The following is a 25,647-nucleotide window of genomic DNA, read 5'->3' on the forward strand; positions in this document are numbered from 1 at the left end:
GTTGCTAGCTGGGATAAGCTCAAAACTAATTTGTAAGAGGTTGAACAAAGCTATTATTAACTATTTTTTTGACTAGTTAGTCGAGTTAATAGCAAGATGAAAGCTGTTAACGGAAGAAAGTAAAAAAAAGCTATCTATATTCATAGATGGAACTACGGATAACTTGCTAAATTTAAGTCAAATTTTTTTCTGATGTTTTCGTTCATGCAACAAGATCGTAATCATTAAGACACCGCCTATCGCCAAAAGTGATACTCCAGCAAGAGCAACATAAAAACTAACTATACCAGACAAATCTAATAATTGTGCGAAGCTACAAAGAAATGACAATCCAATACCTGCATAAAAAATATAGTTTCTCAATTTTCCATACTTTTTTTCCATTTTTCTCCTCCTTTAGTCATGCATTTCGTTCTGTATTTTCAGTATAGTTAATAAATTAAAAAAGAATTGATTTCGTCACGAAAGGTTAAAATACTGTCCTGAATGACACAAATAGCAAATATATTTACGACCGAAAGAACAGAAAGAGAAAAGAAGTAGAGCATAAGGCTATTTTTGGAAGAGTTTTTATTTGAAGCAACGGCGCAAGAAATAGCTACAGCAACACAGATGATTAATATGAGTTTCATGGTTGAATGCTCCTATACAGTGTTTTTCATGAATATATCACAGAATACGATTAGAGCAGTAATCTAACCCAAGAAAAGCAAGGAGTGAGGCTATACAATCATTAGTTGATGGTCGTTTATGGTGACAAGGAACTTGAAGTGAGTACTTTTGATTCTAAAGAAGAAGTCGAAGAATACATTGATGCTACTGAAGGGATATTAAGGAAAATTAATTGACTACATGGAGCCAATCATTATGAAGATGTACAAGCAGAAAACAATTACTAAAATTACTGATATAGATGATATAAACATTAATAGTCTATTCTTTTTGATTATACCAACTAGTAGGAAAGAAATACTACTAACGAAAAAAATCAGTAATAAGGATGATATGCCCATAATATACCCTCATTTCATTTGATATAGGTAATGATAACAGGAAAGAAACTAAGGAAGTTTTGAGAGAAAAAAGCGAAATAAAAATTTAATAATGAAACCAATAGGTAGGGTTAAACATATGCTATTAACCACCAGAAGTATAGCCTATAGGAAATTTTTAATGTTCGCTTTTTATTGGAGTTAGTCCATATTTATTTAACAATAATAAATAAAGAAAACTAACCAATGTTCCTAAAATCCCATAATATGCGTCAATAATATCAGGAGTGTTCAAGAAGGTGATTAATGTCTCACATAGTAAATTTCCTATCACAAATACGATACCTAGAAATACGATGGAGCGGAATTTTATCCCTTGTATTAACCATATAAAACCAATTACAAGGTAAGACATTAAGCTCAATGAGAAGTTTGATATATGAGAAGTGACGCACGCGTTAATAATTACAAAATTAGTTGATTGACTATACCATCTTCCAACAGTAAGTCCAAGTCCTAGAAAGATTAGTACTAAATACACGACTAAAAAAGATTTACGAATCTGAAATTTGTTATTAGTTGTGGGCATAATTGCGTTATTCTCCTCAATTTTTAATATGTTGACATTATATAAGAGCCTATAAAAGATGGCAAGATGAGTACCAAAAGAATTAATCCAGTAACTCAGCAAATGGAAGATAGTATGGAAAAAGATCCAATGATTGGAACTATCAAATAGAAAAAAATGGAGTTCACTTAGGCAGTCTCCATTGTGAAAATTATTTTGTTTTCTTTTTCCAATCAAAACTAACACCAATTTTTTTAAAGTGACATATAGCGGAAATCCATCCGTAGACAGTAAGACAGGCTAATATGTAAAAACTAGATTCTCCAAAGCCAATAAAGGCGGAGACAATTAACGCTACAGTAATTGTCAATAATAAAGAGATAATATAAGTAGTTGTAGCACTTATCTTTTCTAGTAATTCGTTGACAGCACTCTTTTTTTCATCAATCATTTTTTCCTCCTCATATATAGAATTATTATAAGTATTTGAGCAGGGAATTGGAAGTTAAAAAATATAAAATGTTTTAATGGAATAAAAAAGATAGGTTACTTAACGACCGAGATAGCGGAAGGATAGTTGAAGTAAAGATCATGATTATTTGACCACAATCTGTCAGTTAAGTATACAACAGTCTATGATCAAAATTTAAACCTAGATGTAAATAAGAACGGTCACTGGCATGGATTAGTGATTCTTTGCTTAAATAAAGTGCAATGGCAGCACACAGATACTTGTAGTTTCTATTTCTACTAATTTTTTTATTGTAACCATAAATACCTTGAAGAAAATCGAAATGTAATTTTAGTTGATCTATTGTATCCAAATCTTCAATGCAATTAATGTCTCGCTGGTTCAGAACATTATCCGTGTGGAAAACCATTGATCCAATTACATTTCCGATTAAGAAGAAAAATCCTTCTCTGCTATCTGCTCGGAAATTTTGCGGGTTTGCTATCAACCTTGTTTGTAAATCTTTATAAAGACATATGGAATGCTCATTGGTATTCATAGTTGTCTCCTTTATTTTGATAAGTACTACTATAAAGGATTACGTAAAGTAAAGGTCAACAAAAATGAATAAGTATATTAACCAAGGAAAGTATGGAGGAGAGTTATTTATGGAATTCAAAGTAAACAAAGGGTTTTAACAGATGAATTTGTTCCAAAGAAGGGTGACATTTTAATATTTAATAATCAGCTATATTTACTAGGAGTCTCACAGTTCCACACTGGATAACGAAAAATTCAATACGGCTATGTGTACTCATGAATGGTGTTGCCACAGCGAGTGGCTGGAAGTACACGCTGTAAGAGGCCTATTCTGATTTACCTGAAGAAGCAAGAAAATTTGGACAGACATATTTTTCAGAAGAGAACGTGAATATCATCGTGGATTGGATTGACTAATTACAGCACGTTAACCACGCCAATTATGTAAGAAAAAATCAAAAAGATTGAACTTGTCAAATTTCAATAAATAAGTCGAAAAAAAGAATCTGCGTGCGCAGATTCTTACGGAATAGTCTTCTTTTGCAGATTCAACAAGGGAGTGAACATCGTCAATGTTCAATAAAATTCCTGCATCAAGAAAACTATCTGCGAAATGTCGGAATTCTATATCACTCCATTGATGGCTATGGTTGGTTCTAACATTATTCAAAACTTAGCGATTATAGACTTTAAATCTATGAATTAGAGATGTAAATTCTGATCTTTCGTCCAAAATTTCAATATTGTCTTTTAGAAATACCTCAGCGTCACAATAAAGCCTATGAGCTTCAGTTAGATAGGCCAATGCACAATTAAGGTCAGATGATTTTCTTATCAAATCGTCATCAATTTCAGTTAGGAAGTGGCAACATGCTTATATATCAGCACTTCGAGCTATATTTACCACAAATTTACCACAGTTTATAAATTATTAATCAATTTCCCCATAATATCAGCAGTTCCTTTTTCTTCTTCTTTTAGTACGTCGCTATACACATCCAAAGTAATATTGATATTTTTGTGTCCCAAGCGATTAGATACATATTTGATGTTTGATCCAGCTTCGATTAGAAAAGTAGCATAAGTGTGTCTTAACCCATGGATGCTTATGTTAGGTACTCCAGCTTCCTCACATAGCAGCCGAAACATATAAGTGATCTTGGATTGCTGTATTGGTAAATCTCAGGAATTTAAGATAAAATAATCTTCGTCTTTAAGTATACGACCTTTTCTAAGTTGATTTTCTTTTTCGTAAGACTTCTAATTTTTAATAAAAAAAAACAGCGAATCATCAAAATAAAATTTACGTATACTTGTTTTTGTTTTCGTTTTATTATCCCTGTAATCTCTTCTTGTAGAATTGATATTAAACTATTTTTCAGTTAGATCAATATCTTTCCACCGAAGCCCCATTAGTTCGCCTTTCCTCATTCCAGATTTTAATAATGCTAAAAATATAGATTGAGTTCGGATTTCTTTTCTTCTATAACCATTGTAAATTGTTGTAGTTGTTCTTTTGTAAATGAACGAGTGTTATTGCTAGAATCAAATTTGAAGCCATTGAGAGAATTACCAGGCAGTATCTGATTATTTACAGCAGCGTTGATCATTCTCATTACAATTTTATGCCATGCTTGAATAGTGGATTCTTTATATCTATTTTCCTGTCTCAATTTATCAATGAATTCTCGTTTATATGTGATCTTGTTTAACGAAGATAGTTTCTGATTTCCAATTAGTGGAGAAATATGAAACTCAATAGCGAATTCAATTTTTTGTTTTGTTGATATGCTCCAGTTGTCTTGTACGTAAGGTATCCATATCTTTATCCATTCGTCAATGGTGACTTCCTTGTTTTCAATAAAAGAAGTGTTTTGCTTTTCCAACTCATATTGAATTTTCAAAAGGGCTTTATAAGCAGCTCGTTCAGTTTCAAACCTACGCTTACTAGCTTCTTTCCGATGTTTTAATGAGTTATAAAAAGGGATACCGATATCCCAAAAACTCGCTTTTTTTATTATAGTAAGAAAAAACATGTTTGTATTTTTTTGACCAATTCAGATTTGCCATATTTCTACGTCCTTACGAATATATGTTCTTAAATAGAGAAAAAGAAAAGCCTAAAGACTAATCTTTTTTAGCACCGCAACTAGAACACTCATTCCGTTCTGGCGAATTTGTGTTCATACAAAAAGAGCATTTCCATTCAGTTTTGTTTAATGTTGTGCGCGAATCCTGTATTTCTCTCTGTTGATTTTCAACCATCAGTTTTCTCTTTTCAAGTTCAAGTCTGCGTTCTTCCGCTGCAATATTTTTTTCCTCCTGAATTTCTTGCTCTTTTTGTATTTTTAAAGCACGTTTTTCAGGGTAAATTTTGAAATACCAATATGCAGCTGCTATTAATATTACAGGAATTCCTATATACCAGTATTCAATTACTAATCCAATTGCTAAAAAAACAATGAAAATAGTTCCGCAACCGATTTTTTTCTTTTTCATTTTAAAAATTCTCCTTTTTGATATAATGTGCTTTTTAAGGTCTCGAAAAAAGGGGCATTAGTACAAAGCCGTGTTCGTAGCGTGGCTTTTTAAATCGCGTTTTCAAAATCGTGAATGATCTGCTTTGCATAAATTGAGTGTGCACCAGTTAATACCATTCGGAATTGAGAACGGTCTCCAGTATTCTGAAATGTTTTCACTGCCTTCATCGTTGTTAAAGAACTCGTATTACAACTGTATTTAGCAAAGTCCATTAAGCGATTGTGCAAAGATGATTTACTCATTAATCATTCGTCAGCAATCAAATGAAAAGATTTATTGATAGCCATGTAATTGACTAACATGATGTCAGGCAGCATTAGGACACCTGCTGAACCATTCGCTAACTTTTCTATTTTCAATTGGTGTTCATTGTAAAAAGAAGGCTTATTATCCACATTGAAAAATTGCTGACTTTTTTTTGCATGTTCGTATCAAAGATGCAATGTGCTATTTCATGGCAAGAGCTGAAATGTATTCGTCTTTTGTAAACGTGTGGGTTTAGGAAGAAGCATATACTTTTTTTACTCCTAACTGTGCCCCCTAAGAAAAATTCTTCGTCAATCGTAGGAATACCCGATACTACTTTGATTCTATTCTCTTTTACATAAGAAGATACAAAACTTCGAAAAAATACTGTTTAGGTTCTATATTATTTTTCCTCAAAAATTGATTTACCAATAAATTTGTTAACACTAAGCGATCCCGCTTTTGGTTTTCCAACTAACAACACTTCCTACTTATCATGATCCTCATCTAATTCTTTCAATGTCTTTGAAACGAAGCTCATTAGGTCCTTAACTTGTTTTCTATAAAGATCACGCTTCTCAGGAGTGACTTCCTTTTCACCTTTGCGGAACATCATTAAAAGTTCTTGCTCATATTCATCTTCAGAGTCGACTTTTGCATTATTAAGCGTATTAGGATTGTTGGTACGTCCCAGTAAATAGTCGACAGAAACGTCAAAATAATTAGCTACTTTCTCCAACGATTCAGCTTTTGGACTGCTAGTCTTCCATGAATAAAACGCGTGTCGACTAAGTCCTAATTCCTCAGCAATAACTTTTAGACTTTTACCTTGTTTTTTTGAAAGTGTAGAAACTCTCTCGAATAAAGTCATAAAGGCTCCTCCTAGTTACGCTTTCAAAAATATTACAAAAAAATCAACACAAATGCTTTTTGTGTAGAAAGTTTCGTAATAAACTGAGTGTGTAAGTTAGTTTGACAGAAAAAAATCAAGTTAAAAAGTCCCTTAAATAGCACTAGTTTGGCGACCGGATGCAATAAAATGGAGTGTTGTAAGCTTATTTCAGTATGCCTAAATAGTATAAAACTTTCTACATAATGTCAACAGGAATTTAAATTTTCTGTCGAATTACCTTACTAATTATAAAAAAAGAAGGTTGAGAGATTATACCAGATGTTAATCCAGACAGGAGAAAAGTAAAGGAGTATATAAAGAATAACGATATTTCCATTAAAGATAAAAGGTACTGGCAAGCAGATAAGGAAATAAAAATTTGTAACGACATCATGGATCATTGGGATTAAGTAAAAAAGGAACTAGAATGAAACGAAGAATAAACATTGCTGGAGCATTTGTATTAATCGTAATAGCAATCGGGTTGACCTATCTAAACTTAATGTACGGTTTTATCTACTTAGGTACCTTAGGGTTGGATCAGATCGTAAATGTGATGCTCATATAAAGGCGTGAAGGGCGAGTCATTGAAAATTGAACGAAAAGAAATATTGAGAATCGGAAGAATCTGTACTGACCGCTGGTGGAAATATAATAAGGCCACAATCTTATCTAAGCAGCATATAGCAGTAATGAAAAAAACGACTTCCACCGCCAAGTAGTAAGTCGCAAATAAAATAGAATTTTCTAAACTATAGTACAGGAGGGATAAAATGTCAGACACAATCGAGAACCCCTAAAAGAATCTGATGACTAAGCTTGTCGATATTACGTCAACAATTGATCGGATTCCAAAGAATGGACACAATGATTTTCACCATTATGATTACGCACTAGAAAGCGATATTAAGGATGTAGCGAAAAAAGAAATGACTGAGAGAGGTCTTCAAATGATCCCAAACGAATTGAGTAGAACTATTACCCAAATTTCAGCGAAAAACGAGAGCCAGCAATTAGTAAGTTTAGAAGTTGAATATACAATTTTTGATGCTAAAGCGGCGAATCAGTGAAAATGAAAGGTTACGGTGACGGACAAGACTCAGGGGATAAAGCAGTCTATGAGGCTAAAACAGGAGCTTTAAAGTGCGCATTGACGAGTTTATTCATGAGTGATGATACCGAAAGACCATTACAGCCTCCTACATCAATTGATAAGGACCAATATAAAGTTATCGTTAATACCCTTCAAAATATCCCCACCTTTTGATTTCACTATAGAACAAACGATTTCAAAAAGATAGGTCATTTTCTATAAATAAGAGATTGAAAGAGAAACGAACGGGGAAAATTAGTAAGGTCACTTTGATAGTTTATAAAGAAAATCAAAGGGAGGCTCGGCGGATGCCAATTAGGTAGCTGATTGACACAGAGTGTACTATTGAACGATCATTAGGAACCCCTTAAAAAGCTGCGTGCTAGTTGATCGAACGATAAAAAAGAGCGATTGGCTCAATCGCTCTGCATTGAAACTATTTTGCGGCCATATAAACGCCATAATTATAACTTTTGTACAAACAATCAATCTCAGTAAATCCGGCATCATTTAATAAGATAAAGTGATCAAACAAAGAAGCAGGTCGATCTTCTGAATGATAATTTTTTAACCACGTTTCTTCGACTTCTTCTTTTGAGGCACTTTTAAGCATAAAGTTTTTCCAGTTGTTAAGGTACTTTTGTTGAATGAAATCATTTGCACCTAGCAAAACATCAATGTTGAGAAAGGTACCCGTAGGAGACAGAGCATTAAAAATCTTTTTATAAAAGTCGGATTTTTCCTCATTAGATTCAATATGATGCAAGGCCAAAGAGCTAACAATTAGATCGTAAGACTTATCGAACGCAAAGGAGTAAAAATCGCTCTGAATAAATTCAGCAGTACTCCCTAGTTTTTGTTCAGCAATTGTTAACATGTTGCTGGAAATATCGACACAGGTCGCTGAAGAATTGGGAAATTTATCCTTAATTCGTTTTGCTAAAGTTCCCGTTCCAGTGCCCAGATCAATAAAGGAGAAGGTATCTTCTGACGTGTATGGAATAAATTCTAGTAAGATAGTGCACATTTGATTATAGTCTGGAATTAATTTTGTAATAATCGAATCAAACTCTGACGCTTCACTTTCAAAGTGATTTAGTACATCCTTCATTCTGCTCATAGAAAAACTCCCTTTGTAGTATTCTTCAATAAAAATATGCTGCTGCTTGAGGAGTATTATACATGAAATTTTGAGCCTATAGTACAATACCAACGATTTAAATGACTGCGAACGCCTGAGATAACCACAAAAAATAATTTTTCTAATAGACTACTTGATTGCTTCTTGAAGCATTCTAGCCATATTGCCATAACCTAATTGATTGGCATAATCAAGGGCGGATTTCCCATAGTTGTCTACGAGGGTTGGATCGGCACCGTTTCTCAATAATTCTGCTACAATATCTTGGTAAACCTGTGATCCATCACGTAATGCTACAGCCTCAATCAAGGCAGTATAGCCATAATTATTTTGGTGATTGATAGCTGCTCGTTTGTCGGCTAAAAGAATTTTTACGTTTTCTAGATGGCCTTTTTCCGCAGCTGGAATCAGTGCATTTCCGCCGAATCGGTTAGTGATGGATTGGTTAGGCGTTGCATGAGCAAGCATATAAGCTAGAATTTCTGTTCTTCCTTCTGCTCCAGCATAGAGATAAGGGCTGTCCTGGATTCCATCCTGTTTATTAATGTCGGCACCTGAATCAATTAAGGCTTTGGCAATAGCCACTTGATTATTGTGAACAGCGATCAATAAGGGGGTCTCAGATTTTTCATTCACCTCATCAATTGGATAATTGGAAGAGCTGAGAATGTCATTTGTTTGATCAAGATTGTTAGCCGAAACAGCTTCAATCAGGCTTCCTGAAGGGTAGTTCATCGCTGTATCCTCCTTTGATTGGGTGGTAGAAACCGTGTCTTCTTTCTGCTGGGTCGAAGCTTCAACAGTAGTCATTTCCGCTGTAGACACAGTAGTGGTGTCAGTTGATTTACTCTTCTGAGAGTGGGACTGGCAGCCGCTTAAAAAAAGAAGCAGGGCGAATATTGTAAGAATTAATTTCCAAGTAGCTAGCTGCAAGTATTTCATCGCATGTTCTCCTCTCTGTTTTTTACGTATTATAGCATTGATGAGAGGATTCAACTGCTGAAATGACTTTTGTTAGATGGGAAAGATCAGTGCCAAATTCTGTCCGATTCCAGCTTTATAAAGAGCTGAATAATACTAAAAATTAGAGACGCTTGTTACGAGCATGGTAGTTTAACGCCATATCAATGCAAACTTGCAATTCTGAAGCGGGAAGTGGAGAGTCAACAGAGACTATTACTGCTCGATTCCCCGAAAAAGAAAGGCGATCGGGAAACAAATTTTTCCAGGTCTCGATTAAGGTAGTTTGACAGTGAACAAATAGAGCAATCTCATTGTCCGAAAATTTAGCTATACGGATTGGCGTGCCATCTTCAGAAACGATTGAAAGCTGTCCCCATTTAGAGCTTTCACTTATCGTTTTTTTCTGTTCCTTTGCAATAGTCCAAATCAAATTTTGCAGTTCTTCAAGCTTGCTGATCATCTCTTCAGAGTAGGTTGGGTAAAATTCTTGAATGGTTATCATGGTTCGCCTCCTGGATATTTTTATTATTTGAGATTTTAAGCGTTAGTATTTTCTAATTCCATTGATGAAATGATTCATCTGTTTGATTCGATATCAACAGTGAGTAGAAAGACACACTGTTTATCTGATAATGAGATTTAGAAAGGGCATGACTAGAAAGATTGGCAGAACCCCCTTCAATAGGAAATCAATGACAAGAGGTAGTTGATCAGAATCAATTTGAGCTCTTACAGTGCCTAATCCTTTCGTCGTATTAATATCAAATATCTTTTCTTGATTGGAATAGCTTCCACATTGAGGACACCTGAATTGGTAAAAAGTAGTTCTGCTTCGTGGTGTGGATTTTTTTATTACAACAGCACCTTTGACCAGCTTCTTTGTTTCTGGGCCTGTCAGGGTATAGGACTGATTGCAGGTACTGCATTTGAATGTGTGTGTAGTATCTTGTGAATAAGCTTGTCTGTTTATTTTTATAAATAGATTAATTACTCGGTAAAAAAAGTTGACAGCTAAGAGCAAGAATACAAAAATTCCAATATAAAACATGATAATCTCCTTTAAATCTGATGGATAAATTTTAACACAGTAAAGGAGAATAAGGAGCAGAAAAACAAAAAATTTCTATGACAAAAAGGAAGTAGGCAGATGATAAAGCAATTTTAGAGGGTTCGCAGGGTAAGTAGGAAAATTCACGAGCTGACAAAATTAATGTCCAGGCCGCCAAGATTGCTATTTTCATAGGATTGATAGCGTTTTTTCAAAATGGTAAAATAGATCTAGCTAAACGTACACAATAAAGAGGTGATAGCATGATGCCAAATCGCAGAAGACCCACAAAGCGAAATCGAAATGCCGGAACTAAAAAATCAGGATTCAAGCGGCAGAGTCCGTTTAATATACCTGCTGAAAACCAGCTGCCTTTTTATGAAAACCTCAACCTTCAAGCAACTGTTCAGAAAAAAATAAATGGTAAGAGAGTTACATTTTTGGTGGAAAAATTAACTAGTGGTTACAGCTATGCCTGCACGATTGATGACCTTTGCAGAGTGTTAACTTATTGTCCTGTCGAGGATTTGACAGGGCTTAGTTTGTTTATTTTACGTCAGCCTAAGAAAAAGGAAACGATTTTGTCTCCTTGTTGGGGAAGATTTGTTTATGAATTTAACTATCAGGGGATAGTGCAACCAGCAATCATTATTGAAGCGGTGAATACTGCGAAAGAAATAGTTTTAAAAGTAAGTAATGTTTCACTGTTTTTCCAAAGGGAGTTGGATCAGCTGGGCAAGGAAGGACACGAGATTCGGCGGATAGGCAAAAAGGTTATGGTAAAAAGCAGCTTGCAGTCCGTGAGAAGCACACAATTGTATCGGACGGTGTTGCATGAAGTAGGGCATCATGTTCAAACTAAGCGAGCAGTGGGTAGTTATTTGGAAAAAGAAGTATTTGCCGACAATTATGCGAAGCAGATAAGAGTATTAATTCCTGATGAGTGAAGAAACAATTAAGAATAGCAGATGTTCATTATTTGTAAAAAGTGGCTTGCAAGCAAAGTCTATTCAGGATGAGTTTTTTTTCAGTCAAAGCTTTTTAACCAGTCGTATCTTTCCTAGGAGTCTTAAATAGTTAACTTTAGTTCGAAAGTCTCTTTCAGACTTTTTTATGAGCATGGATGACAATTTATTTATCGGAAAAACAATTGCTTTTTTGTCTATTCTTTCTCAAAAGGAAGAATACGATTGTGATAGGCAATTCGATCAAAGCAATTGGAAGAAAGGCTAAATAATTTGTTGAATTCATTATAAAAAAGACAAACGTTAGTGCAAGTAAACCAAAATACTCTTTGAAGAAATTGAATGAGGTCATACTTTTCACGCTCCTTTTATAAAAATCATACATGATGGGCTAAGTGTTGTAAATATTTTTCGAAAGGATTACCGATTTAAAACCAGTTGATTACTTGCAAAAGTACTCGTCAGACATTTTCTATCTGACGAGTGTTTCATTATTCAATCAACTTTTTGAAGGTGATCAAGGTAGCACCCTTCACTTGTAATGACGTTGACATGTAAGAGTAAGTGGCAAGCTCCCAGCCCTCTTTTGCCCGCTGATTAATAAGTTGATCTAATTCATATAGATCATCTTCATTGGCTTTGTCGGACAACCATTTCATCTTTGCGATTAGAATTTCTGATCGGTACTCGTACATTTTAATTGCTCCCTTCTTTCTTCTTTTTCAATTATAGTACTGTAATTAGAAGAAGAGCTTAGTTTGTCCTAAACAACCTTTTTTGTGCCATAAACAACCGAGAATTCTATTCTGATAAAACTTGGATAGAAGAGTCTCCCACAAAGCAGCAGCCTCATGAGGGAGATTGGTATGTAAATTTCATCATTTAAAGTTGAGTGGGTAAAGATCAAGGTCCATAATTTCAGTGGAATTAATAGTTTTTTACTCAAACACAAGGGTGAGGACTATTTTAAATGCTTAGAAAAAATAAAAGTAAAAAAAATCAAAAATTACATGACAGCTAGGCAACTTTTTTGTATCATTACAAAGTAAGCACTCACAAAATGACTACTAACAAAGAATAATGAGAAATTAGCAAGGGGTTTAGTCCCATTGAAAAAATAAAGTACGAAGGGAAAGAAGGCTATGCACAAAATTTTTACTTTGGTACGATCAGAAACCGTCGGGGTTGGTGAAACGTTTGAGCACGAGGGACGATTGTTTGTTGTGACAAATATTATAGATATCAAAAAATACCAAGGCAATGGCGAGATTAAGGTGGACGTACTCGCCCAAGAGTTTGGCACAAAATCAATTCTGCATGCGTTTGGAATGGTGGATGACTATTGGGAGGGCTATGAAAGACGCTATTATGGAGGGAAAGAAACTGAAGGCAATCCTTTTCTTAAGGTAGGAGACGTAGTCCAATTGGGTTTGGAGAAGGATGGACTGTATGGATACATAGCAAATATTGTCGATTTAAGGTATGAAGGAAATGATTTTGTCATGAAGTGCAGCGTGGAAATCTACATGCCATGGAGTGATGAAGCAATGAGACAGGCAGTTAAGCAAAAGCGTTTGGCTACCTTTAATGTGGTTAGCGGAAAAGGAAACGACAAACCCTAACAAAAAAATAGTCCCAAGCGAAAGTGGTGAGAGTTTTGCAGGAAATTAGAACGATTTATTTTTCAGGACGTGTTGACATTGGTTCTTATCTTGATGAATCCGAGAATGGGTTCGTCATTACGCATATTTTATCTGTCAAAGAAAGCACTCATGAAGACTATGAAATGGAAATCCAAGCGATTGTCCAACATATTGGAAAAACCTCCGATTATGATGATTATGAACCGGTGTTTGAATTTGATGATATACATAGGAACTGCGATAAGGAGACCGAATACGAGTTAGAAAAGCTTGGTCATGTGGATGATTTGGATAGTGTTTGCCTGCTTACGACAGATATTCTATCGGTAACTTACCAAGAGGGGGATCTGATCGCTGAATACGAAGGAAAGCTCTTTGTACCGTGGAATGAAGATGAACTGAAAAGTGCTAAGAAGAACTACCTGTCCCGACGATTTAATGTGGTGGATGGGCGAAAATAAGCTGCCAAAACCTCGCTTCAACGGGGTTATTCAGCTGCTAATGATAAAAAAACCAAGGCTGATTCAGTTTCAGCCTTGGTTTTTTGCAGAAGACTTTTCATCTTTTGCTTTTTTGGAAGCTAAGTTCATGTTCAGAACAAAGATAAGGAAAAATACAAAGCTGATCACTCTGAAAAAAATTCCAGAGCCAAACAAGGCTAATAACATGGCGCAAATGAAGTTAATAATGGCGATATAGAAAAAACGATTATTTAGGTCTTTAAATGAATTCATCCAATCTCCTCCTTTACATATATTCCTCGAGCAAAGTCAAGAAACGCTTATCCCAAATTTTTTCGTAAAAACGGATCATATCGGCTGCTGAAATCAGCGCATCATCATAAGTAGAAGAAGCTGATTTCATCAAGGAAAGCTGATAACCTAACCCATGAGCAAACTTGATTGTCGTATCCATACAATATTGTGTTTGAGCGCCGCAAAATTCAATTGAGTTCACCTTCAGGTCAGTCAGCAGCTTCTGCAGAGAAGTTTGGTAGAAGGAATTGGCATGAGTTTTACCTAGAAAATAGTTATCAGGGCTTTGTATCAATTCAGGGATAATTTCCCACGAATAAGTATCTATTATTAGATCTTCATCCGAATGCTGGATAAAAATAATCGGCCGTTTTTCTTTTTGGTAAGAGGCAATTCGGCTATTAACCAGTTCTACCAGATTTTCAAAATTATGAATCGCGGTTGCTCCATTGTGACAGACACCGTTTTGTAAGTCTATTACAATCAGCACATCGGATAAGGCACTCATTTGCAAAACTCCTTTAAATTGTCCATTGCTTTTTTTGGTTTCTAGGTAAAAAGGCTAGAATAAAGTGTATAAATCTACTAAAGCAGCTTCGTAGTTTTCAACATAATACCGAATATTTTTGCGGCCTTTTTGGACAATCTGATGTCCTTCCGCCTGTAATAGTTCTTTTTGGACTTCGATACCACCGGGATATTTTGGGTTCAATTCACCCTTGGTTTTTAGTGTACGCCAATAAGGTGTTTTGTCAGTGTCTCTTTGATGACTGGCCCAGGCACTGATAGAGACAAAAATTCCGGCAGTCATTGGCTCGGTAAAATCTGCTTGATTTTCTTTGGCCAGGTACTCACGAATATCCACAACGGTAGTCAGCTTGCCTTCGGGAATTTTCTTCATGATTGCAACATAGGTTGGGGCAGGGGCAAAAAACATTCGCTCACCGCCATAACGTTCAACCGTTTTTTGATCGGTTACACGTTGTATTTTCGGCATATCCGTTTCTTTGTGCAGCATGGCATTGAAATCTTTTTTGTCTTCGTTAGCCAATGGAATCCCTCCTGATAAACTCTTTAATTTTAAGATAAACGTTTTCGAATACCAATGCAATTACTAAAGAAATTTTTACTCAGCCAGCCATTGAAAGAAGATTATTATCGTGAACTGGCATAGTGATACCAGAGGGAACGCCTATCCGAACTAAATGAGTCGTTATTAAGTAGTATTCCAGGGATACTTAATCAACAATCACAAACATTGCAAGTTGGTATAGATGTAAAATCAATGGTATCCACCTAGCCAACTCTGTTTAGATTGCGGATACGAAATCACTCTTTATCCGAAAAATGGCTTGTCAGGGGGCGTTGTGCTCGAGGTATCAATGCAAAACTCAATATGCGAAGTGAAGATTTAGCTAAGTGGCGAGTAGTTCACAGTGATAGTGAAAGGAGCTTTCAAAAATACCCGACATTTTTGAAAACGCTACCCTTTTTATCTGGATTCTATCGAAATGTATAAGTTTGGCTGATAAGGTTGAACTGTACCAATCAGCTGATGGTCATAGTCAATTTTTTTAATTCGAAACTGGAGGGAAGTTTATGTTAGTTATTGCCTATATTGGTTTTGGCAACAGTGTTTGCCAATATCACTTGCCATATGTAGCAGCACGTCACGGAAAAATGAAAGCCAAATATATTTATCGCAGAGAAGAAGATCGCGTAGGGGATTTGGAGCGGGAAAGCTGGTATCCAGAAATCTCATTTACTTCCTCAATAGAAGAAGTCATGCAAGATCCAGAAGTTAATTTGATTGTGGTTAATACACCAGATCAGTTTCACGTTGCCTATACCAAAATGGCTCTAGAAAATGGAAAGAATGTCCTGACCGAAAAACCTTTTGCGATGACTGCCGCGGAGGCTAAGGAAGTATTCGCACTAGCAAAGAAAAAGGGTCTTCTGACAATGGCGAATCAAAATCGCCGGTTCGATGCAGACATGCGGACAGTTCGTAAAGTAATTGAATCAGGTGTATTAGGAGATCTGATTGAGGTTGAGTCGCATTATGATTATTATCGTCCGGAAATGGTTAATAACAAGAGGATGGGTGTCCTTTACGGATTAGCAGTTCATCCAATCGATCAAATAGTCGGTGAGTTTGGTGTTCCAAAGCGAACGGTTTACGACGTGCGCAGTATCGATAACCCGGGGATTTCGGATGATTATTACGATATTGATCTTTTCTATCCTAACGGGCTAAAAGCCATCGTGAAAACTAGCTATTATGTAAAACTCGACTATCCTAGTTTTACAGTGCATGGTAAAAAGGGAAGCTTCCTAATGCCGTCACTTGGACATAATTCTTCTAAAGAAAAACCAAAGGGACCCTATCCTTTACCGACAGAAGAATATTCTGAAGAGTTTTGGGGAACCCTGTCTTACACTGATCAAGAGGGGCAAGAAGTGAATATGGCGGTTCCGGTTGAAAAAGGCGATTACGGAATCATTTATGACAATATTTTTAATGTTTTAGGCGGGAATGCCGAAAAAATCGTCAAGGACGAAGAAGTCGTTGCAGTTTTAGAAATTATTGAAGCTGCGATGAAAGTAGCGAAGGAGGCGAAATAATGAAGCTAGGTCTATTAGGAGCAGGGATGATCGTACACGATTTATTGAGCTTCGCCAATGAAATCAGCGAGATGAAACTGGAAGCGATTTGTGCCACACTTGCGGAAGAATCAGTGATTCAGGAATTGGCTGAGAAAAACGGGATCAAAAAACAATATACTGATTTTGACCAAATGCTTCAAAATCCTGAGATTGATACGATTTATATTGGAGTACCTAACCATTTGCATTACGTATTCACTAAAAAAGCGTTATTGGCGAATAAACATGTGATTTGTGAAAAGCCATTTACTTCGAATGATCAAGAGGCAGTTGAATTGGCCAATTTAGCAAATGAACGAAGCCTGATCCTGTTGGAGGCGGTCTCTACTCGTTTCTTACCGAATGTTTTGAAAATCAAAGAACTTCTACCAACCTTAGGGGAAATCAAGATCGTCTCAGCGAACTACTCACAATATTCTTCTCGCTACGATGCATTCAAGCAGGGCATTGTTCAGCCGGCCTTTGATCCGGAGAAGGCCGGGGGAGCATTGATGGATTTAAATATTTACAATATCAACTTGATGGTTACGTTGTTTGGATCAACCGATCAAGTCAGCTATCAAGCGAATAGTCAAAAAGGTATCGATACTTCAGGCATTCTAAACTTGGACTATGGAGAGTTTAAAGCAGTTTGTATCGCGGCTAAAGATTGTAAAGCGCCGATCATTACATCGATTCAAGGGGATAGGGGCTGTATCATCATTGAAGATTCGGCTAATATCGTCGCAAAATTCAAGCTATTAATGAATGACTCAACCAGCGAAACTGTTTATGAACTAAATCAGGGCAAGCATCGGATGTATCATGAATTTGTGGCCTTTTGCGACATCATCGACAATCAAAAAGTAGTCGAAGCCAAGAAGCTAATGGAAGTCACGCTGGAAACAATGAAAATTCAGACACAGGCCAGAAGAACAGGCGGGATCGTTTTCCCAGCTGATGTCAGTACGAGTAGAACGTAAATTACCAAAATGGATGTAGTGAATTAGGGGTTGTGAAGAAACCGGCGCGATCCCTGAGAGAAACTACCCATTAAACAGGAGGACTTCCGAATGGATAAACAAAAGAGAAGTATGATGGATAGATTAACCGATTTTACCACTAAAATTTCCGGACCACTAGGCCGATTTGCGAATACTGATATCATTTCTTCCGTTGTAGCTGGGCTGGTCGCGGTGACTCCGATTATTATGATCGGTTCAATTTTTTTAATTTTGTATGTTTTGGGTTCGCCAGATGTGGGGACCAGCGGCAAACCGTTAATCGGCTTTTTAGCTCCCTGGGCGGGGAAATTTGCTTGGATGAACAGCCTGACGATGAATATGATGTCCCTGTATTGTTCAATAGCGATTCCATACCATTATGCGCAAAAGAAAAAGTTAAATACGTTGACGTGTAGTTTGTTAGGATTGGGAACATTCTTGATCTTTACGATTAATGGCTATGATGAAGTAGGTGGTATTTTGGTGAATTCATTTAGCGCAAGTGGGTTATTCGTTTGTATTATCACGAGTATTGTGGGTGTTCAAATATTTAAATTCTTCTTAGACAAAAATATTACGATCAAAATGCCTGCTTCCGTACCACCAAATATTGGGAATGCTTTTGGCGCCTTATTACCATTCGCAACGATTTTTGCTTTAGCTTGGCTGGTTCGAACAATTTTAAATTTCGATATGGTCGCTTGGCTGAATACCTTGCTGGAACCGATTATTACCTCTTCCGATAGTCTTTGGATGGCTATGCTGGTTACGTTTGTCTGTTTGTTGCTTTGGAGTGTCGGACTTCATGGCGACAATATGTTTTTAGCTCTATTCACGCCATTTGGGTTGACGTGGGTTAATCAGAATGCAAGTGCTTTAGCCAGTGGTGTTTCAAAATATGATCTACCGAATGTTCTTGCAGGACTTGGCAATACAGGACTTATTCGTTTGACTGTTTGGACCGCTGCAGTGTGGCCGCTTTTGTTCTTAATGATTACTTCAAAAAGAAAACAATTTAAAACGATTGGCTTGACCGCTTTGGCACCAGGAATCTTTACGATTGTTGAACCGGTGATTTATGGTCTGCCGATTGCACTAAATCCGTACTTAATGGTTCCTTTCATTTTAAGTGGGACGATTTCGACAGGAGTGGGCTATCTATTAATGTCCACCAGCTTTTTGGGGAAATTCTATGCGGTCGTTCCATGGGCGACTCCGCCGTTTCTCTTAGGACCTTTAGGAACCGGAGATGTGAAGACAGCGCTCATTCCGCTCCTCTCTTTTGCGATCGGATTTGTGATTTATCTGCCTTTCTGGAAGGTTTATAATCAGAGTCTGGATGTCATCGAACAACAAGAGATGGAAGAAGCGGACGCTATCGAGATGATCCAGGCGAACGAAGCATAAGTCAGCTAGATGATAAATTAACTAAAATTTTCTCGAACTAGGATGCTATAATAAATGAAAGTGAATCCGGTTACAATGATCGGTTTTCGACTAACGACGACACTTGAACCAGCGAGTGTGACAGAACATCCTAAACTGAGGAGTGAGGAAATGATTATTCAGCAGCTGCAAAAGGGTAAGACATTTACCCATCAGGAAAAAGCGATTGTTCAATTCATTTTAGAAAATCAAGCACGTGTTGCGGATAAAACTGCAAAGGAGTTGGCGACACTAACACTGACCAGCCCAGCTACCATCAATCGTTTATGTAAGAAGCTGGGCTTCGCCAGTTATCATGAGTTTCAGCTGCAATACGTTAGTGAGCATGCGCAATGTAAGAAAAATGAGTGGACAAAACTGGATGTGAAGGCCTCAAATATCGCGTTATCTACGACCGTTGAGGGCTTGTATCAAGAAACGGTTCGTTATACGCAGGAAATGATAAAAAAAGATTCCCTGAACCGAATCATCAATCGCTTAGTTCATTCAAAAAGAGTTGATTTTTATGCAAGTGACGTGAATTATACACGAGCACATGGACTTTGTTTGAAACTGAGCAGCTTGGGGATCAACACTCAAGTATTCAACACCTATAACGATTTTTATATTGATACCTTGGAAGGCAACGATAGCGTGGCTGTCATCATAAGCCATACAGGTAAAAATCCAGTCATGATCAGTGCAGCTACAGAATTGCGACGGAAAAATATTTATACGATAGCCATAACTGGTAATGTGAATCGGAATTTGGACCTGTTATGTAATGAGAGCCTCTATATTTATACTGGCACGTACGAACTGACCTCATTGCAGTATGGTGTCTCTGTCGATTATTTATTGGATGTCCTATTCACCTGTTTAGTTGCTCGAAAACGAAAAAATATCTTTGATTTTGAATAAATATAGAGACAGTATCGATTCATTTTTGTCAGAGAAAGCGAGGAAAAAAATGAAAACAATCATGTTAGTCTGTGCAGCAGGAATGAGTACTAGTCTGTTGGTTACAAAAATGGAAAAAGCAGCGCAAGCTCAAGGGGCGGAAGCCAAAATTTTTGCACTGTCAGCTTCAGAAGCTGATCCTGAAATTGAGAAGGGTAAGGTTGATGTGATTCTATTGGGTCCTCAAGTCCGTTTTATGCTTAAACAGTTTGAAGAAAAAGCAGCTCGGATCAATGTCCCAGTAGCCGTTATCAATATGCAGGATTACGGTATGATGGACGGAGAGAAAGTTTTTGCTGCAGCAGTTCAATTGATGGAAAAAGGAGTTTAATCAAATGGAGAATCAAAACTTAGAAGTGATCATGGGCTTGATTGTACATGGCGGCAATGCTAAAAGTTATGCGATGGAAGCGATCCAAGCAGCGAAAGAACAACAATTTGAAGTAGCAGATAAAAGTATTGGGTTGGCCAAGGAATCTTTGGTAGAAGCCCATCATACTCAGACGGGCTTACTGACCGCGGAAGCCTCTGGTAAAAATACGGAAGTCTCCTTACTTATGGTTCATAGCCAAGATCATCTAATGACATCAATTGCATTTACGGATTTAGCGGAAGAATTGATTGCTATTTATAAGAAGATTGCTTGAGTTTCAAGGTATATAGTACTTCGAAAGCATTGATAAAAGGAACGGACACTTATGTTAGTTTCATTTACTCCGTTGTAATGGCGGAAGTTGCAAATAAATCTAGAGGAGCAGCTAAGGGTGTATTGATTAATTTTATTAAAAATCCTTATTTAGAAGTCAGTGATGAGACTAGTTCAACCTCACCCTTGGTCCAGTGACTGTGTGTGAATAACGGATAATGAAAAAATACAAACCCTAATGATGAATCATAAGATCATTAGGGATTCTTTGTTTTGATTGAAACCGAATGCTTAAAATGTTGGGTTGACGGAATCAAAGAAACACATCAATTGTTTGATCATTTAAGCTTTTTCGTTCTAACGGTTTTGTTGAGAAATTGATCCGAAAGGGGAAAAAGAACTTGCCATCCGATTTTGCACAATAATTGATGTTTTATTGTCATCATTGCCCATATCATAGGAGATTGATATGGGCAATGCAAAATTTCTATTTCCTTTTCTAATTTTTGAGACGACAGAAGGGTCATTTCCAATCAAACGAATAGATAAAGAACAAGTAATTGACAATAAACGAATGATCGTTTATTATAGAAAACATGAGAAAGAAAGATTTTACTAAACGCGATAACATCATCCATGCAGCGATGGATTTAATTAATGAACGAGGGTTTTCCGACACTCCAATGTCGCAAATAGCAAAAAAGGCCAATGTTTCGGCTGCGACCATTTACGTTTATTTCGACAACAAAGAAGATTTAATTAATAAGCTGTATTACCATGCCAAGAAAAAAATGCGTGATTATGTGTTGTCCGACTATGACGAAAATGCGCCAATTGAAGAGCGCTACAGACAGTATTTGAAGAAATTTATTCAGTTCTTGATGAACAATCCGCAGGAATTTCTGTTCATTGAACAATTCCAGAGCTCTCCTTTGTTAAACGAAGAAATGAGTGAAAGTATTTCTAAGCTGTTTCAGCAATTTCACTCGATTTATGACGAGGGAAAACAAGACAAAATCTTCAAAGATGTTAATACGGCAGTCATAGCTGGCTTTACCATTAATCCAGCCATGCAATTTGTGAAGGACTATTACAGCGGAACACTAGCTTTAAACGAGTCCATGATTGAAGAAATCATTCAAATGAGCTGGGATGCAGTGAAATACTAGCAGGCAAGAGCGTCTCTTGCTGGCAGCTGATAAATGAATGTACGTTTAATATAGAAGACAAAACTTGTCTTTTGGTCTATAATAAACGAATAAGCATTTAATAACCAAAAGATGGGAGGAATTCTATGGTCGCGATTCACATTAGTACACCCTACAGCAAGGAATTCTTTGATGCGATTAATCTAAGAAAACAATTGCTGGATCGAAAAATCAATTACCGCAAAGAACGTCGCTACGTTACACTCGTTGCGTTTCATGACAACACCATGATTGGAACCGCATCGGTACAACTCTTTACTCCCTCAGTAGGCAGAATTAAGGAAATTGCAGTGATACCAGAATTCGCCGAAAAAAATGTCGAAACCCGTCTGATCCATTTTGCTGAAAAATACCTCAACAATCGCAGTAAATCGAAACCTATTCTCTTTGGCAAAAAAACTTAAAAACCAAGCACAGTTGCTTAAACCAAAATCAGGAGGAATGTTTATGAACAAAAATGCCGACAGAACAATTCAAGAGCTAGAACAAATTAAGATTGAACTAGAAATGAAACGCAACTACTTCGGTGAATTCACCATCAACGTTTTACCTAACCACTTAAAAGAACACTACGAAAATCTTGAGGAAGACCTCAACGATGAATGCATACCGGCCTAAGACCTTACATGTATCAATACCAAAATTTCATAGCTAACATAAGAGCCTGAAATATGGGCTCTTATTTTTCGTGGAAATGATTTAGGAAGATGAACGGAAAACAACTAAAATCACCATTCCATAAAATTTTTTATAAATAGTAATCGACTTTCTAAGAGCATCTCAATGGGGTACACTTAGAATTAGGAGGAATTATTATGGCAAAGAAATATTATGTTCAACGCAATGGTTCGTGGCATACGTGGGAGTTCCTAAGGCTCAGACAGAATGATCCGAAATGGCGTGAGGCGTATCTGGCTGCTAAAAGGCAGCGGCTTAAGGATGCTATGATTGCGACTGTTGTTGGTGTGCTGGTTTTAGCTTTGACAGCTACTGGTATTTATTTTGTAGTTGAAATTTACGGTAATAATCAAGAAGAAATCGAAAGGTCTTTGTCGATTACTTCTAGCTCCTCAATTAATAAAGAAAACAACGCTGTTAATTCTAGTATCGAATCTTCAAGTAGTGAGGCTCCTCGCAAAGAACCATTGACTCTTAACTGGGCAGAGGAACGGGTTACACAACTTTTCCAAGCTCGGGCTCAAAATGACCCTGAATGGGCATTTCTAAATAAATCTCCGTATGGACCTCTTGCTTATTATAATGAAGATGGAAAAATTGCGGTCGAGGTACGGCAGGCTTCAGAAGACAATTCTCATGATTCTTGGATTGCCAACTTTAAAGAGGATGAAAATGGAGAATTAATTGAGGTAAATAATATTTACACGATGGAGAGCTTATATCAAGAATAGGTGGAATAAAGGGGACAACCAAATGGAAATCAAGCAAATCAAAACCAATAAAAAAGATTTTCTGGATTTATTGCTTTTAGCTGATGAACAAGAAGATATGATCGACAACTATTTAGAACGGGGCGACATGTTTGCCCTGTATGATGAGGACCTAAAAAGCATTTGTGTGGTGACCGATGAAGGGAAAGGGACCTATGAGCTGCAAAGCTTAGCTACTTACGAACAATTTCAAGGAAAAGGGTATGGCAAGAAATTGGTGAGTTATGTGGCGGATTATTATAAAGAGAAAGGCTCTACCATGCTAGTTGGTACTGGGGATGTTCCCTGGATTTTGAGATTTTACGAAAGCTGCGGCTTTGTACGGGCTTATCGTTTGGAAAATTTCTTTATTGAACAGTATGATCATCCGATTTATGACGAGGGGATTCAATTGAAGGATAAGGTCTTTTTAACGATGGAATTGAGAGCAGAATAAAAGTGACAGTTTGCAGAATGAACCTGCAAGCTGTCACTTTTTTAAATCCAAATAGCGACATTTATTATTTGATTCTCGATGATTTTTTCTTTCTTTCGAATAGCAGCTTTTAAAGGAAGCAGGTAAGTATCCTGCTTAGTGTCAAACCAAATAGCTGTTTGCCACAGGCTATTGCCAATTTCAGCGGTAATTTTCATGCGACCCCAGCCTTCTTCTCGGTCTTTGAAATCATTTCTGATCGCTTCTGCTAAGTCCTTTGGCAGTGAAACCATTGTCCAGCCGGTCATTTCCGGTGACGATGAATAATGATAAACAGCGGCTGAAAACTCATATTTTAACCCAATAGGCGCCATGCTCATTCTCCTTACCTCGTTTTCTTAAATTCTAGCATGGTCCCATTGGAAAAAAAGGACAGAATGATTCAGAATTTACTAATTTTTCATTTGCCAAAGACTTTGTACAGATGTTCCAGCTGGGAGATGACATCCACTTGGTTATGGTATTCGAATTCTAAAAAAGCTTCTTTCTCATCAATATGCGGTTTAGGCGTAATACGTTGGACGGCGTGAGTGGTTTCTACAATAACAGCTTCTTTAGTGATATAAACTTTACCAACTGCGTTTTTAAAATACATAATTATTTCCTCCTTGTACATAAAGATACGCAAAGGAATCCTTTTTGTTTTTTATTATACTTTTTTTCCCTCTGAGAAATGTTTAAGCAAGTTATGAGATTCTGCTAAAATATTATCCACAATGGCGGAAAGCGTTTTCTGTAATGGTAGAATAAAGTCGTAGATTTACGAGTTTGTTCGAGTAAAAGCACAGGAGGCAGAGACAATGAAAGACAATACAAAACTAATTCACGGCTATTCAGTATTTGATGACGAAACCGGGGCATCCTCGATTCCTCTTTATCAATGCTCCACCTTTAAGCAAGCATCTATCAAGGATAGTCAACCATATACTTATTCACGCTTCGGCAATCCGACTCGCCATGCATTGGAAGAGGGGATTGCTGCGGTTGAGGGCGGCAAATTTGCCACTGCTTTTTCTTCAGGAATGGGAGCTATTTCGGCAGTATTGTTAAGCTTCAACCAAGGCGATCATTTGGTAATGTGCAAGAGTATTTACGGTGGGACCTTCCAGCTGGTGAATGAAGTAATGAATCGCTTTGGGATTGAGGTAACCTTCGTAGATGAAACCAATCTGAACGAATGGAGTCAGGCTATTCGTCCGAATACACGAGCTCTTTATTTAGAAACACCATCGAATCCTTTGTTAAGTATCACTGATATTGCTGGGGTGGTGACCATCGCCAAGGAGAATAAGCTGCAAACGATTATCGACAATACGTTTATGACGCCGCTGTTCCAGCATCCTTTGGAAATGGGCGTGGATGTGGTCATTCATAGTGCGACTAAGTTCATCAACGGACATAGTGACGTGGTGGCCGGTCTGGTCATTACCAATGACGAAAAATGGGCAAAACAAATAGTGCTGCAGCAAAAGGTTCTCGGCAGTGTTTTAAGCGTTGAGGACTGCTGGTTGATCATGCGAGGGATGAAAACCATGGGCCTAAGAATGGAACAAAGTGTTAAAAGTGCTGAAAAAGTAAGCTGGCTGTTAGCGGAACATCCTGCAGTCAAGAAGGTTTACTACCCTGGTTTGCCTAGTCATCCCGGTTATGCGGTGCATCGTAAACAAGCCAGCAGTGGCGGAGCAGTTCTATCCTTTGAGCTGGAAAATCAGGCAGCCGTGTACACCTTTGCCGAAGCCTTAAAAATTCCAATTGCAGCCGTTAGTCTCGGCGGAGTGGAATCTATTCTGTCTTATCCAGTAACCATGAGTCATGCCTGTGTTCCCAAGGAAGAACGGGAAAAGCAAGGCGTTACCGAGGGACTGCTGCGGCTGTCAGTCGGCATTGAAGATACCGAAGATTTGCTGGTCGACCTAAAACAGGCTCTGGGAAAAGTAATTAGCATCATGGATGTGTAAAAGGTAGCGGGAGCTGAAGGGTTCCTGCTATTTTTATTT

36 protein-coding genes and 1 pseudogene are annotated in these 25,647 nt (G+C 37.2%); 19 read left to right on the forward strand and 18 right to left on the reverse strand.

The window, feature by feature from the left end; all coding sequences use genetic code 11:
• Positions 1 to 177: 177 nt before the first annotated feature.
• The 8 genes and pseudogenes from IGI46_RS18585 to IGI46_RS18620 form a co-directional block, all read right to left on the reverse strand.
• Complete coding sequence (locus IGI46_RS18585; protein ID WP_429974005.1) at positions 178 to 384, reverse strand: hypothetical protein; 207 nt, start codon at positions 382 to 384, stop codon at positions 178 to 180.
• 47 nt (positions 385 to 431) lie between these two features.
• Positions 432 to 632 carry a hypothetical protein gene (locus tag IGI46_RS18590; protein WP_429974006.1) on the reverse strand — a complete coding sequence of 67 codons (201 nt, stop codon included), beginning with the start codon at positions 630 to 632 and terminating at the stop codon, positions 432 to 434.
• A 1,139-nt stretch (positions 633 to 1,771) separates the two neighbouring features.
• A complete protein-coding gene (locus IGI46_RS18595) occupies positions 1,772 to 2,011 on the reverse strand; it encodes a hypothetical protein (protein ID WP_429974007.1) in 240 nt (79 codons plus the stop codon).
• A 166-nt stretch (positions 2,012 to 2,177) separates the two neighbouring features.
• Positions 2,178 to 2,570 carry a hypothetical protein gene (locus IGI46_RS18600; protein ID WP_429974008.1) on the reverse strand — a complete coding sequence of 131 codons (393 nt, stop codon included), beginning with the start codon at positions 2,568 to 2,570 and terminating at the stop codon, positions 2,178 to 2,180.
• 902 nt (positions 2,571 to 3,472) lie between these two features.
• A pseudogene (locus IGI46_RS18605) lies at positions 3,473 to 4,621 on the reverse strand (site-specific integrase).
• Positions 4,622 to 4,678: 57 nt separating this feature from the next.
• Positions 4,679 to 5,050, reverse strand: coding sequence for a zinc finger Ran-binding domain-containing protein (locus IGI46_RS18610; protein ID WP_429965230.1), 372 nt, complete (start codon positions 5,048 to 5,050; stop codon positions 4,679 to 4,681).
• An 89-nt stretch (positions 5,051 to 5,139) separates the two neighbouring features.
• Positions 5,140 to 5,334, reverse strand: coding sequence for a hypothetical protein (locus IGI46_RS18615; protein ID WP_429974009.1), 195 nt, complete (start codon positions 5,332 to 5,334; stop codon positions 5,140 to 5,142).
• Positions 5,335 to 5,825: 491 nt separating this feature from the next.
• Entirely contained in the window at positions 5,826 to 6,209 is a 384-nt protein-coding gene (locus IGI46_RS18620) for a helix-turn-helix domain-containing protein (protein ID WP_429965229.1), read from the reverse strand.
• Between the two features lie 448 nt (positions 6,210 to 6,657).
• Here IGI46_RS18620 and IGI46_RS18625 point away from each other — a divergent pair, with 448 nt between their 5' ends.
• The 3 genes from IGI46_RS18625 to IGI46_RS18635 all read left to right on the forward strand — a co-directional run bounded on the left by IGI46_RS18625 (position 6,658) and on the right by IGI46_RS18635 (position 7,497).
• Positions 6,658 to 6,798 carry a hypothetical protein gene (locus IGI46_RS18625; RefSeq protein ID WP_429965228.1) on the forward strand — a complete coding sequence of 47 codons (141 nt, stop codon included), beginning with the start codon at positions 6,658 to 6,660 and terminating at the stop codon, positions 6,796 to 6,798.
• 241 nt (positions 6,799 to 7,039) lie between these two features.
• On the forward strand, positions 7,040 to 7,300 hold the full coding sequence (locus tag IGI46_RS18630) for a hypothetical protein (RefSeq protein ID WP_429965227.1): 261 nt from the start codon (positions 7,040 to 7,042) through the stop codon (positions 7,298 to 7,300).
• Positions 7,297 to 7,497, forward strand: coding sequence for a hypothetical protein (locus IGI46_RS18635; RefSeq protein ID WP_429974010.1), 201 nt, complete (start codon positions 7,297 to 7,299; stop codon positions 7,495 to 7,497). Before IGI46_RS18630 ends, IGI46_RS18635 begins: the two co-directional genes overlap by 4 nt.
• 262 nt (positions 7,498 to 7,759) lie before the next feature.
• Here IGI46_RS18635 and IGI46_RS18640 read toward each other — a convergent pair whose 3' ends face one another.
• From IGI46_RS18640 to IGI46_RS18655, 4 genes are all read right to left on the reverse strand, one after another.
• Entirely contained in the window at positions 7,760 to 8,443 is a 684-nt protein-coding gene (locus IGI46_RS18640) for a class I SAM-dependent methyltransferase (protein ID WP_429974011.1), read from the reverse strand.
• Positions 8,444 to 8,593: 150 nt separating this feature from the next.
• Positions 8,594 to 9,406 carry an ankyrin repeat domain-containing protein gene (locus IGI46_RS18645; protein ID WP_429974012.1) on the reverse strand — a complete coding sequence of 271 codons (813 nt, stop codon included), beginning with the start codon at positions 9,404 to 9,406 and terminating at the stop codon, positions 8,594 to 8,596.
• Positions 9,407 to 9,548: 142 nt separating this feature from the next.
• Positions 9,549 to 9,929 (reverse strand): DUF1801 domain-containing protein, encoded by a 381-nt coding sequence (locus IGI46_RS18650; RefSeq protein ID WP_429974013.1) that lies wholly within the window; start codon positions 9,927 to 9,929, stop codon positions 9,549 to 9,551.
• A 120-nt stretch (positions 9,930 to 10,049) separates the two neighbouring features.
• Positions 10,050 to 10,475: a hypothetical protein gene (locus IGI46_RS18655; RefSeq protein WP_429974014.1), complete on the reverse strand. Its 426-nt coding sequence runs from the start codon at positions 10,473 to 10,475 to the stop codon at positions 10,050 to 10,052.
• A 263-nt stretch (positions 10,476 to 10,738) separates the two neighbouring features.
• Between IGI46_RS18655 and IGI46_RS18660 the strand changes: the two genes are divergently transcribed.
• Positions 10,739 to 11,422 carry a hypothetical protein gene (locus IGI46_RS18660; protein WP_429974015.1) on the forward strand — a complete coding sequence of 228 codons (684 nt, stop codon included), beginning with the start codon at positions 10,739 to 10,741 and terminating at the stop codon, positions 11,420 to 11,422.
• Positions 11,423 to 11,931: 509 nt separating this feature from the next.
• Here the strand turns inward: IGI46_RS18660 and IGI46_RS18665 are convergent.
• Complete coding sequence (locus IGI46_RS18665; protein WP_207702608.1) at positions 11,932 to 12,135, reverse strand: DUF4177 domain-containing protein; 204 nt, start codon at positions 12,133 to 12,135, stop codon at positions 11,932 to 11,934.
• 447 nt (positions 12,136 to 12,582) lie between these two features.
• Between IGI46_RS18665 and IGI46_RS18670 the strand changes: the two genes are divergently transcribed.
• Together IGI46_RS18670 and IGI46_RS18675 are read left to right on the forward strand one after the other, a co-directional pair.
• Positions 12,583 to 13,062, forward strand: a complete 480-nt coding sequence (locus IGI46_RS18670; protein WP_429974016.1) for a hypothetical protein — start codon at positions 12,583 to 12,585, stop codon at positions 13,060 to 13,062.
• A gap of 35 nt (positions 13,063 to 13,097) precedes the next feature.
• The gene (locus IGI46_RS18675; protein WP_207702610.1) at positions 13,098 to 13,544 is read left to right on the forward strand and encodes a hypothetical protein; all 447 of its coding nucleotides are present in this window, start codon (positions 13,098 to 13,100) and stop codon (positions 13,542 to 13,544) included.
• A 69-nt stretch (positions 13,545 to 13,613) separates the two neighbouring features.
• On the opposite strand, the gene IGI46_RS18680 is transcribed toward IGI46_RS18675, so the two are convergent.
• Genes IGI46_RS18680 through IGI46_RS18690 form a run of 3 tightly spaced genes read right to left on the reverse strand, consistent with a single transcriptional unit; the run spans position 13,614 to position 14,889 of the window.
• The gene (locus IGI46_RS18680) at positions 13,614 to 13,817 is read right to left on the reverse strand and encodes a hypothetical protein (RefSeq protein ID WP_207702611.1); all 204 of its coding nucleotides are present in this window, start codon (positions 13,815 to 13,817) and stop codon (positions 13,614 to 13,616) included.
• Between the two features lie 13 nt (positions 13,818 to 13,830).
• Positions 13,831 to 14,346: a cysteine hydrolase family protein gene (locus IGI46_RS18685; protein ID WP_429974017.1), complete on the reverse strand. Its 516-nt coding sequence runs from the start codon at positions 14,344 to 14,346 to the stop codon at positions 13,831 to 13,833.
• A gap of 54 nt (positions 14,347 to 14,400) precedes the next feature.
• Positions 14,401 to 14,889, reverse strand: a complete 489-nt coding sequence (locus tag IGI46_RS18690; protein ID WP_429974018.1) for an MGMT family protein — start codon at positions 14,887 to 14,889, stop codon at positions 14,401 to 14,403.
• 548 nt (positions 14,890 to 15,437) lie between these two features.
• Between IGI46_RS18690 and IGI46_RS18695 the strand changes: the two genes are divergently transcribed.
• The 12 genes from IGI46_RS18695 (at position 15,438) to IGI46_RS18750 (ending at position 23,611) form a co-directional block, all read left to right on the forward strand.
• Positions 15,438 to 16,463 (forward strand): Gfo/Idh/MocA family oxidoreductase, encoded by a 1,026-nt coding sequence (locus IGI46_RS18695; RefSeq protein WP_429974019.1) that lies wholly within the window; start codon positions 15,438 to 15,440, stop codon positions 16,461 to 16,463.
• Entirely contained in the window at positions 16,463 to 17,467 is a 1,005-nt protein-coding gene (locus IGI46_RS18700) for a Gfo/Idh/MocA family protein (protein WP_429974020.1), read from the forward strand. Before IGI46_RS18695 ends, IGI46_RS18700 begins: the two co-directional genes overlap by 1 nt.
• 90 nt (positions 17,468 to 17,557) lie before the next feature.
• The gene (locus IGI46_RS18705) at positions 17,558 to 18,895 is read left to right on the forward strand and encodes a PTS sugar transporter subunit IIC (protein WP_429974021.1); all 1,338 of its coding nucleotides are present in this window, start codon (positions 17,558 to 17,560) and stop codon (positions 18,893 to 18,895) included.
• Between the two features lie 54 nt (positions 18,896 to 18,949).
• On the forward strand, positions 18,950 to 19,834 hold the full coding sequence (locus IGI46_RS18710; protein ID WP_429974022.1) for a MurR/RpiR family transcriptional regulator: 885 nt from the start codon (positions 18,950 to 18,952) through the stop codon (positions 19,832 to 19,834).
• A 49-nt stretch (positions 19,835 to 19,883) separates the two neighbouring features.
• The gene (locus tag IGI46_RS18715) at positions 19,884 to 20,204 is read left to right on the forward strand and encodes a PTS sugar transporter subunit IIB (RefSeq protein ID WP_429974023.1); all 321 of its coding nucleotides are present in this window, start codon (positions 19,884 to 19,886) and stop codon (positions 20,202 to 20,204) included.
• A gap of 4 nt (positions 20,205 to 20,208) precedes the next feature.
• On the forward strand, positions 20,209 to 20,520 hold the full coding sequence (locus IGI46_RS18720) for a PTS lactose/cellobiose transporter subunit IIA (RefSeq protein WP_429974024.1): 312 nt from the start codon (positions 20,209 to 20,211) through the stop codon (positions 20,518 to 20,520).
• 468 nt (positions 20,521 to 20,988) lie between these two features.
• Positions 20,989 to 21,138: a hypothetical protein gene (locus IGI46_RS18725; RefSeq protein WP_429974025.1), complete on the forward strand. Its 150-nt coding sequence runs from the start codon at positions 20,989 to 20,991 to the stop codon at positions 21,136 to 21,138.
• Complete coding sequence (locus IGI46_RS18730; RefSeq protein WP_429974026.1) at positions 21,116 to 21,688, forward strand: TetR/AcrR family transcriptional regulator; 573 nt, start codon at positions 21,116 to 21,118, stop codon at positions 21,686 to 21,688. Before IGI46_RS18725 ends, IGI46_RS18730 begins: the two co-directional genes overlap by 23 nt.
• 125 nt (positions 21,689 to 21,813) lie before the next feature.
• Positions 21,814 to 22,131, forward strand: coding sequence for a GNAT family N-acetyltransferase (locus IGI46_RS18735; RefSeq protein WP_429974027.1), 318 nt, complete (start codon positions 21,814 to 21,816; stop codon positions 22,129 to 22,131).
• A 43-nt stretch (positions 22,132 to 22,174) separates the two neighbouring features.
• Positions 22,175 to 22,345, forward strand: coding sequence for a hypothetical protein (locus tag IGI46_RS18740; protein WP_207702618.1), 171 nt, complete (start codon positions 22,175 to 22,177; stop codon positions 22,343 to 22,345).
• Positions 22,346 to 22,542: 197 nt separating this feature from the next.
• Complete coding sequence (locus IGI46_RS18745) at positions 22,543 to 23,136, forward strand: hypothetical protein (RefSeq protein WP_429974028.1); 594 nt, start codon at positions 22,543 to 22,545, stop codon at positions 23,134 to 23,136.
• A 22-nt stretch (positions 23,137 to 23,158) separates the two neighbouring features.
• The gene (locus IGI46_RS18750) at positions 23,159 to 23,611 is read left to right on the forward strand and encodes a GNAT family N-acetyltransferase (protein ID WP_429974029.1); all 453 of its coding nucleotides are present in this window, start codon (positions 23,159 to 23,161) and stop codon (positions 23,609 to 23,611) included.
• 41 nt (positions 23,612 to 23,652) lie between these two features.
• Here the strand turns inward: IGI46_RS18750 and IGI46_RS18755 are convergent, their stop codons facing one another.
• Together IGI46_RS18755 and IGI46_RS18760 are read right to left on the reverse strand one after the other, a co-directional pair.
• Positions 23,653 to 23,964, reverse strand: coding sequence for a DUF1905 domain-containing protein (locus IGI46_RS18755; protein ID WP_429974030.1), 312 nt, complete (start codon positions 23,962 to 23,964; stop codon positions 23,653 to 23,655).
• A gap of 86 nt (positions 23,965 to 24,050) precedes the next feature.
• Positions 24,051 to 24,245, reverse strand: a complete 195-nt coding sequence (locus IGI46_RS18760; RefSeq protein ID WP_429974031.1) for a hypothetical protein — start codon at positions 24,243 to 24,245, stop codon at positions 24,051 to 24,053.
• Between the two features lie 205 nt (positions 24,246 to 24,450).
• Between IGI46_RS18760 and IGI46_RS18765 the strand changes: the two genes are divergently transcribed.
• Positions 24,451 to 25,608 carry a trans-sulfuration enzyme family protein gene (locus IGI46_RS18765; protein ID WP_429974032.1) on the forward strand — a complete coding sequence of 386 codons (1,158 nt, stop codon included), beginning with the start codon at positions 24,451 to 24,453 and terminating at the stop codon, positions 25,606 to 25,608.
• Positions 25,609 to 25,647 lie beyond the last annotated feature (39 nt).

The organism is Enterococcus sp. AZ163, from assembly GCF_050498925.1.
Classification (GTDB): domain Bacteria; phylum Bacillota; class Bacilli; order Lactobacillales; family Enterococcaceae; genus Enterococcus_A; species Enterococcus_A ferrettii.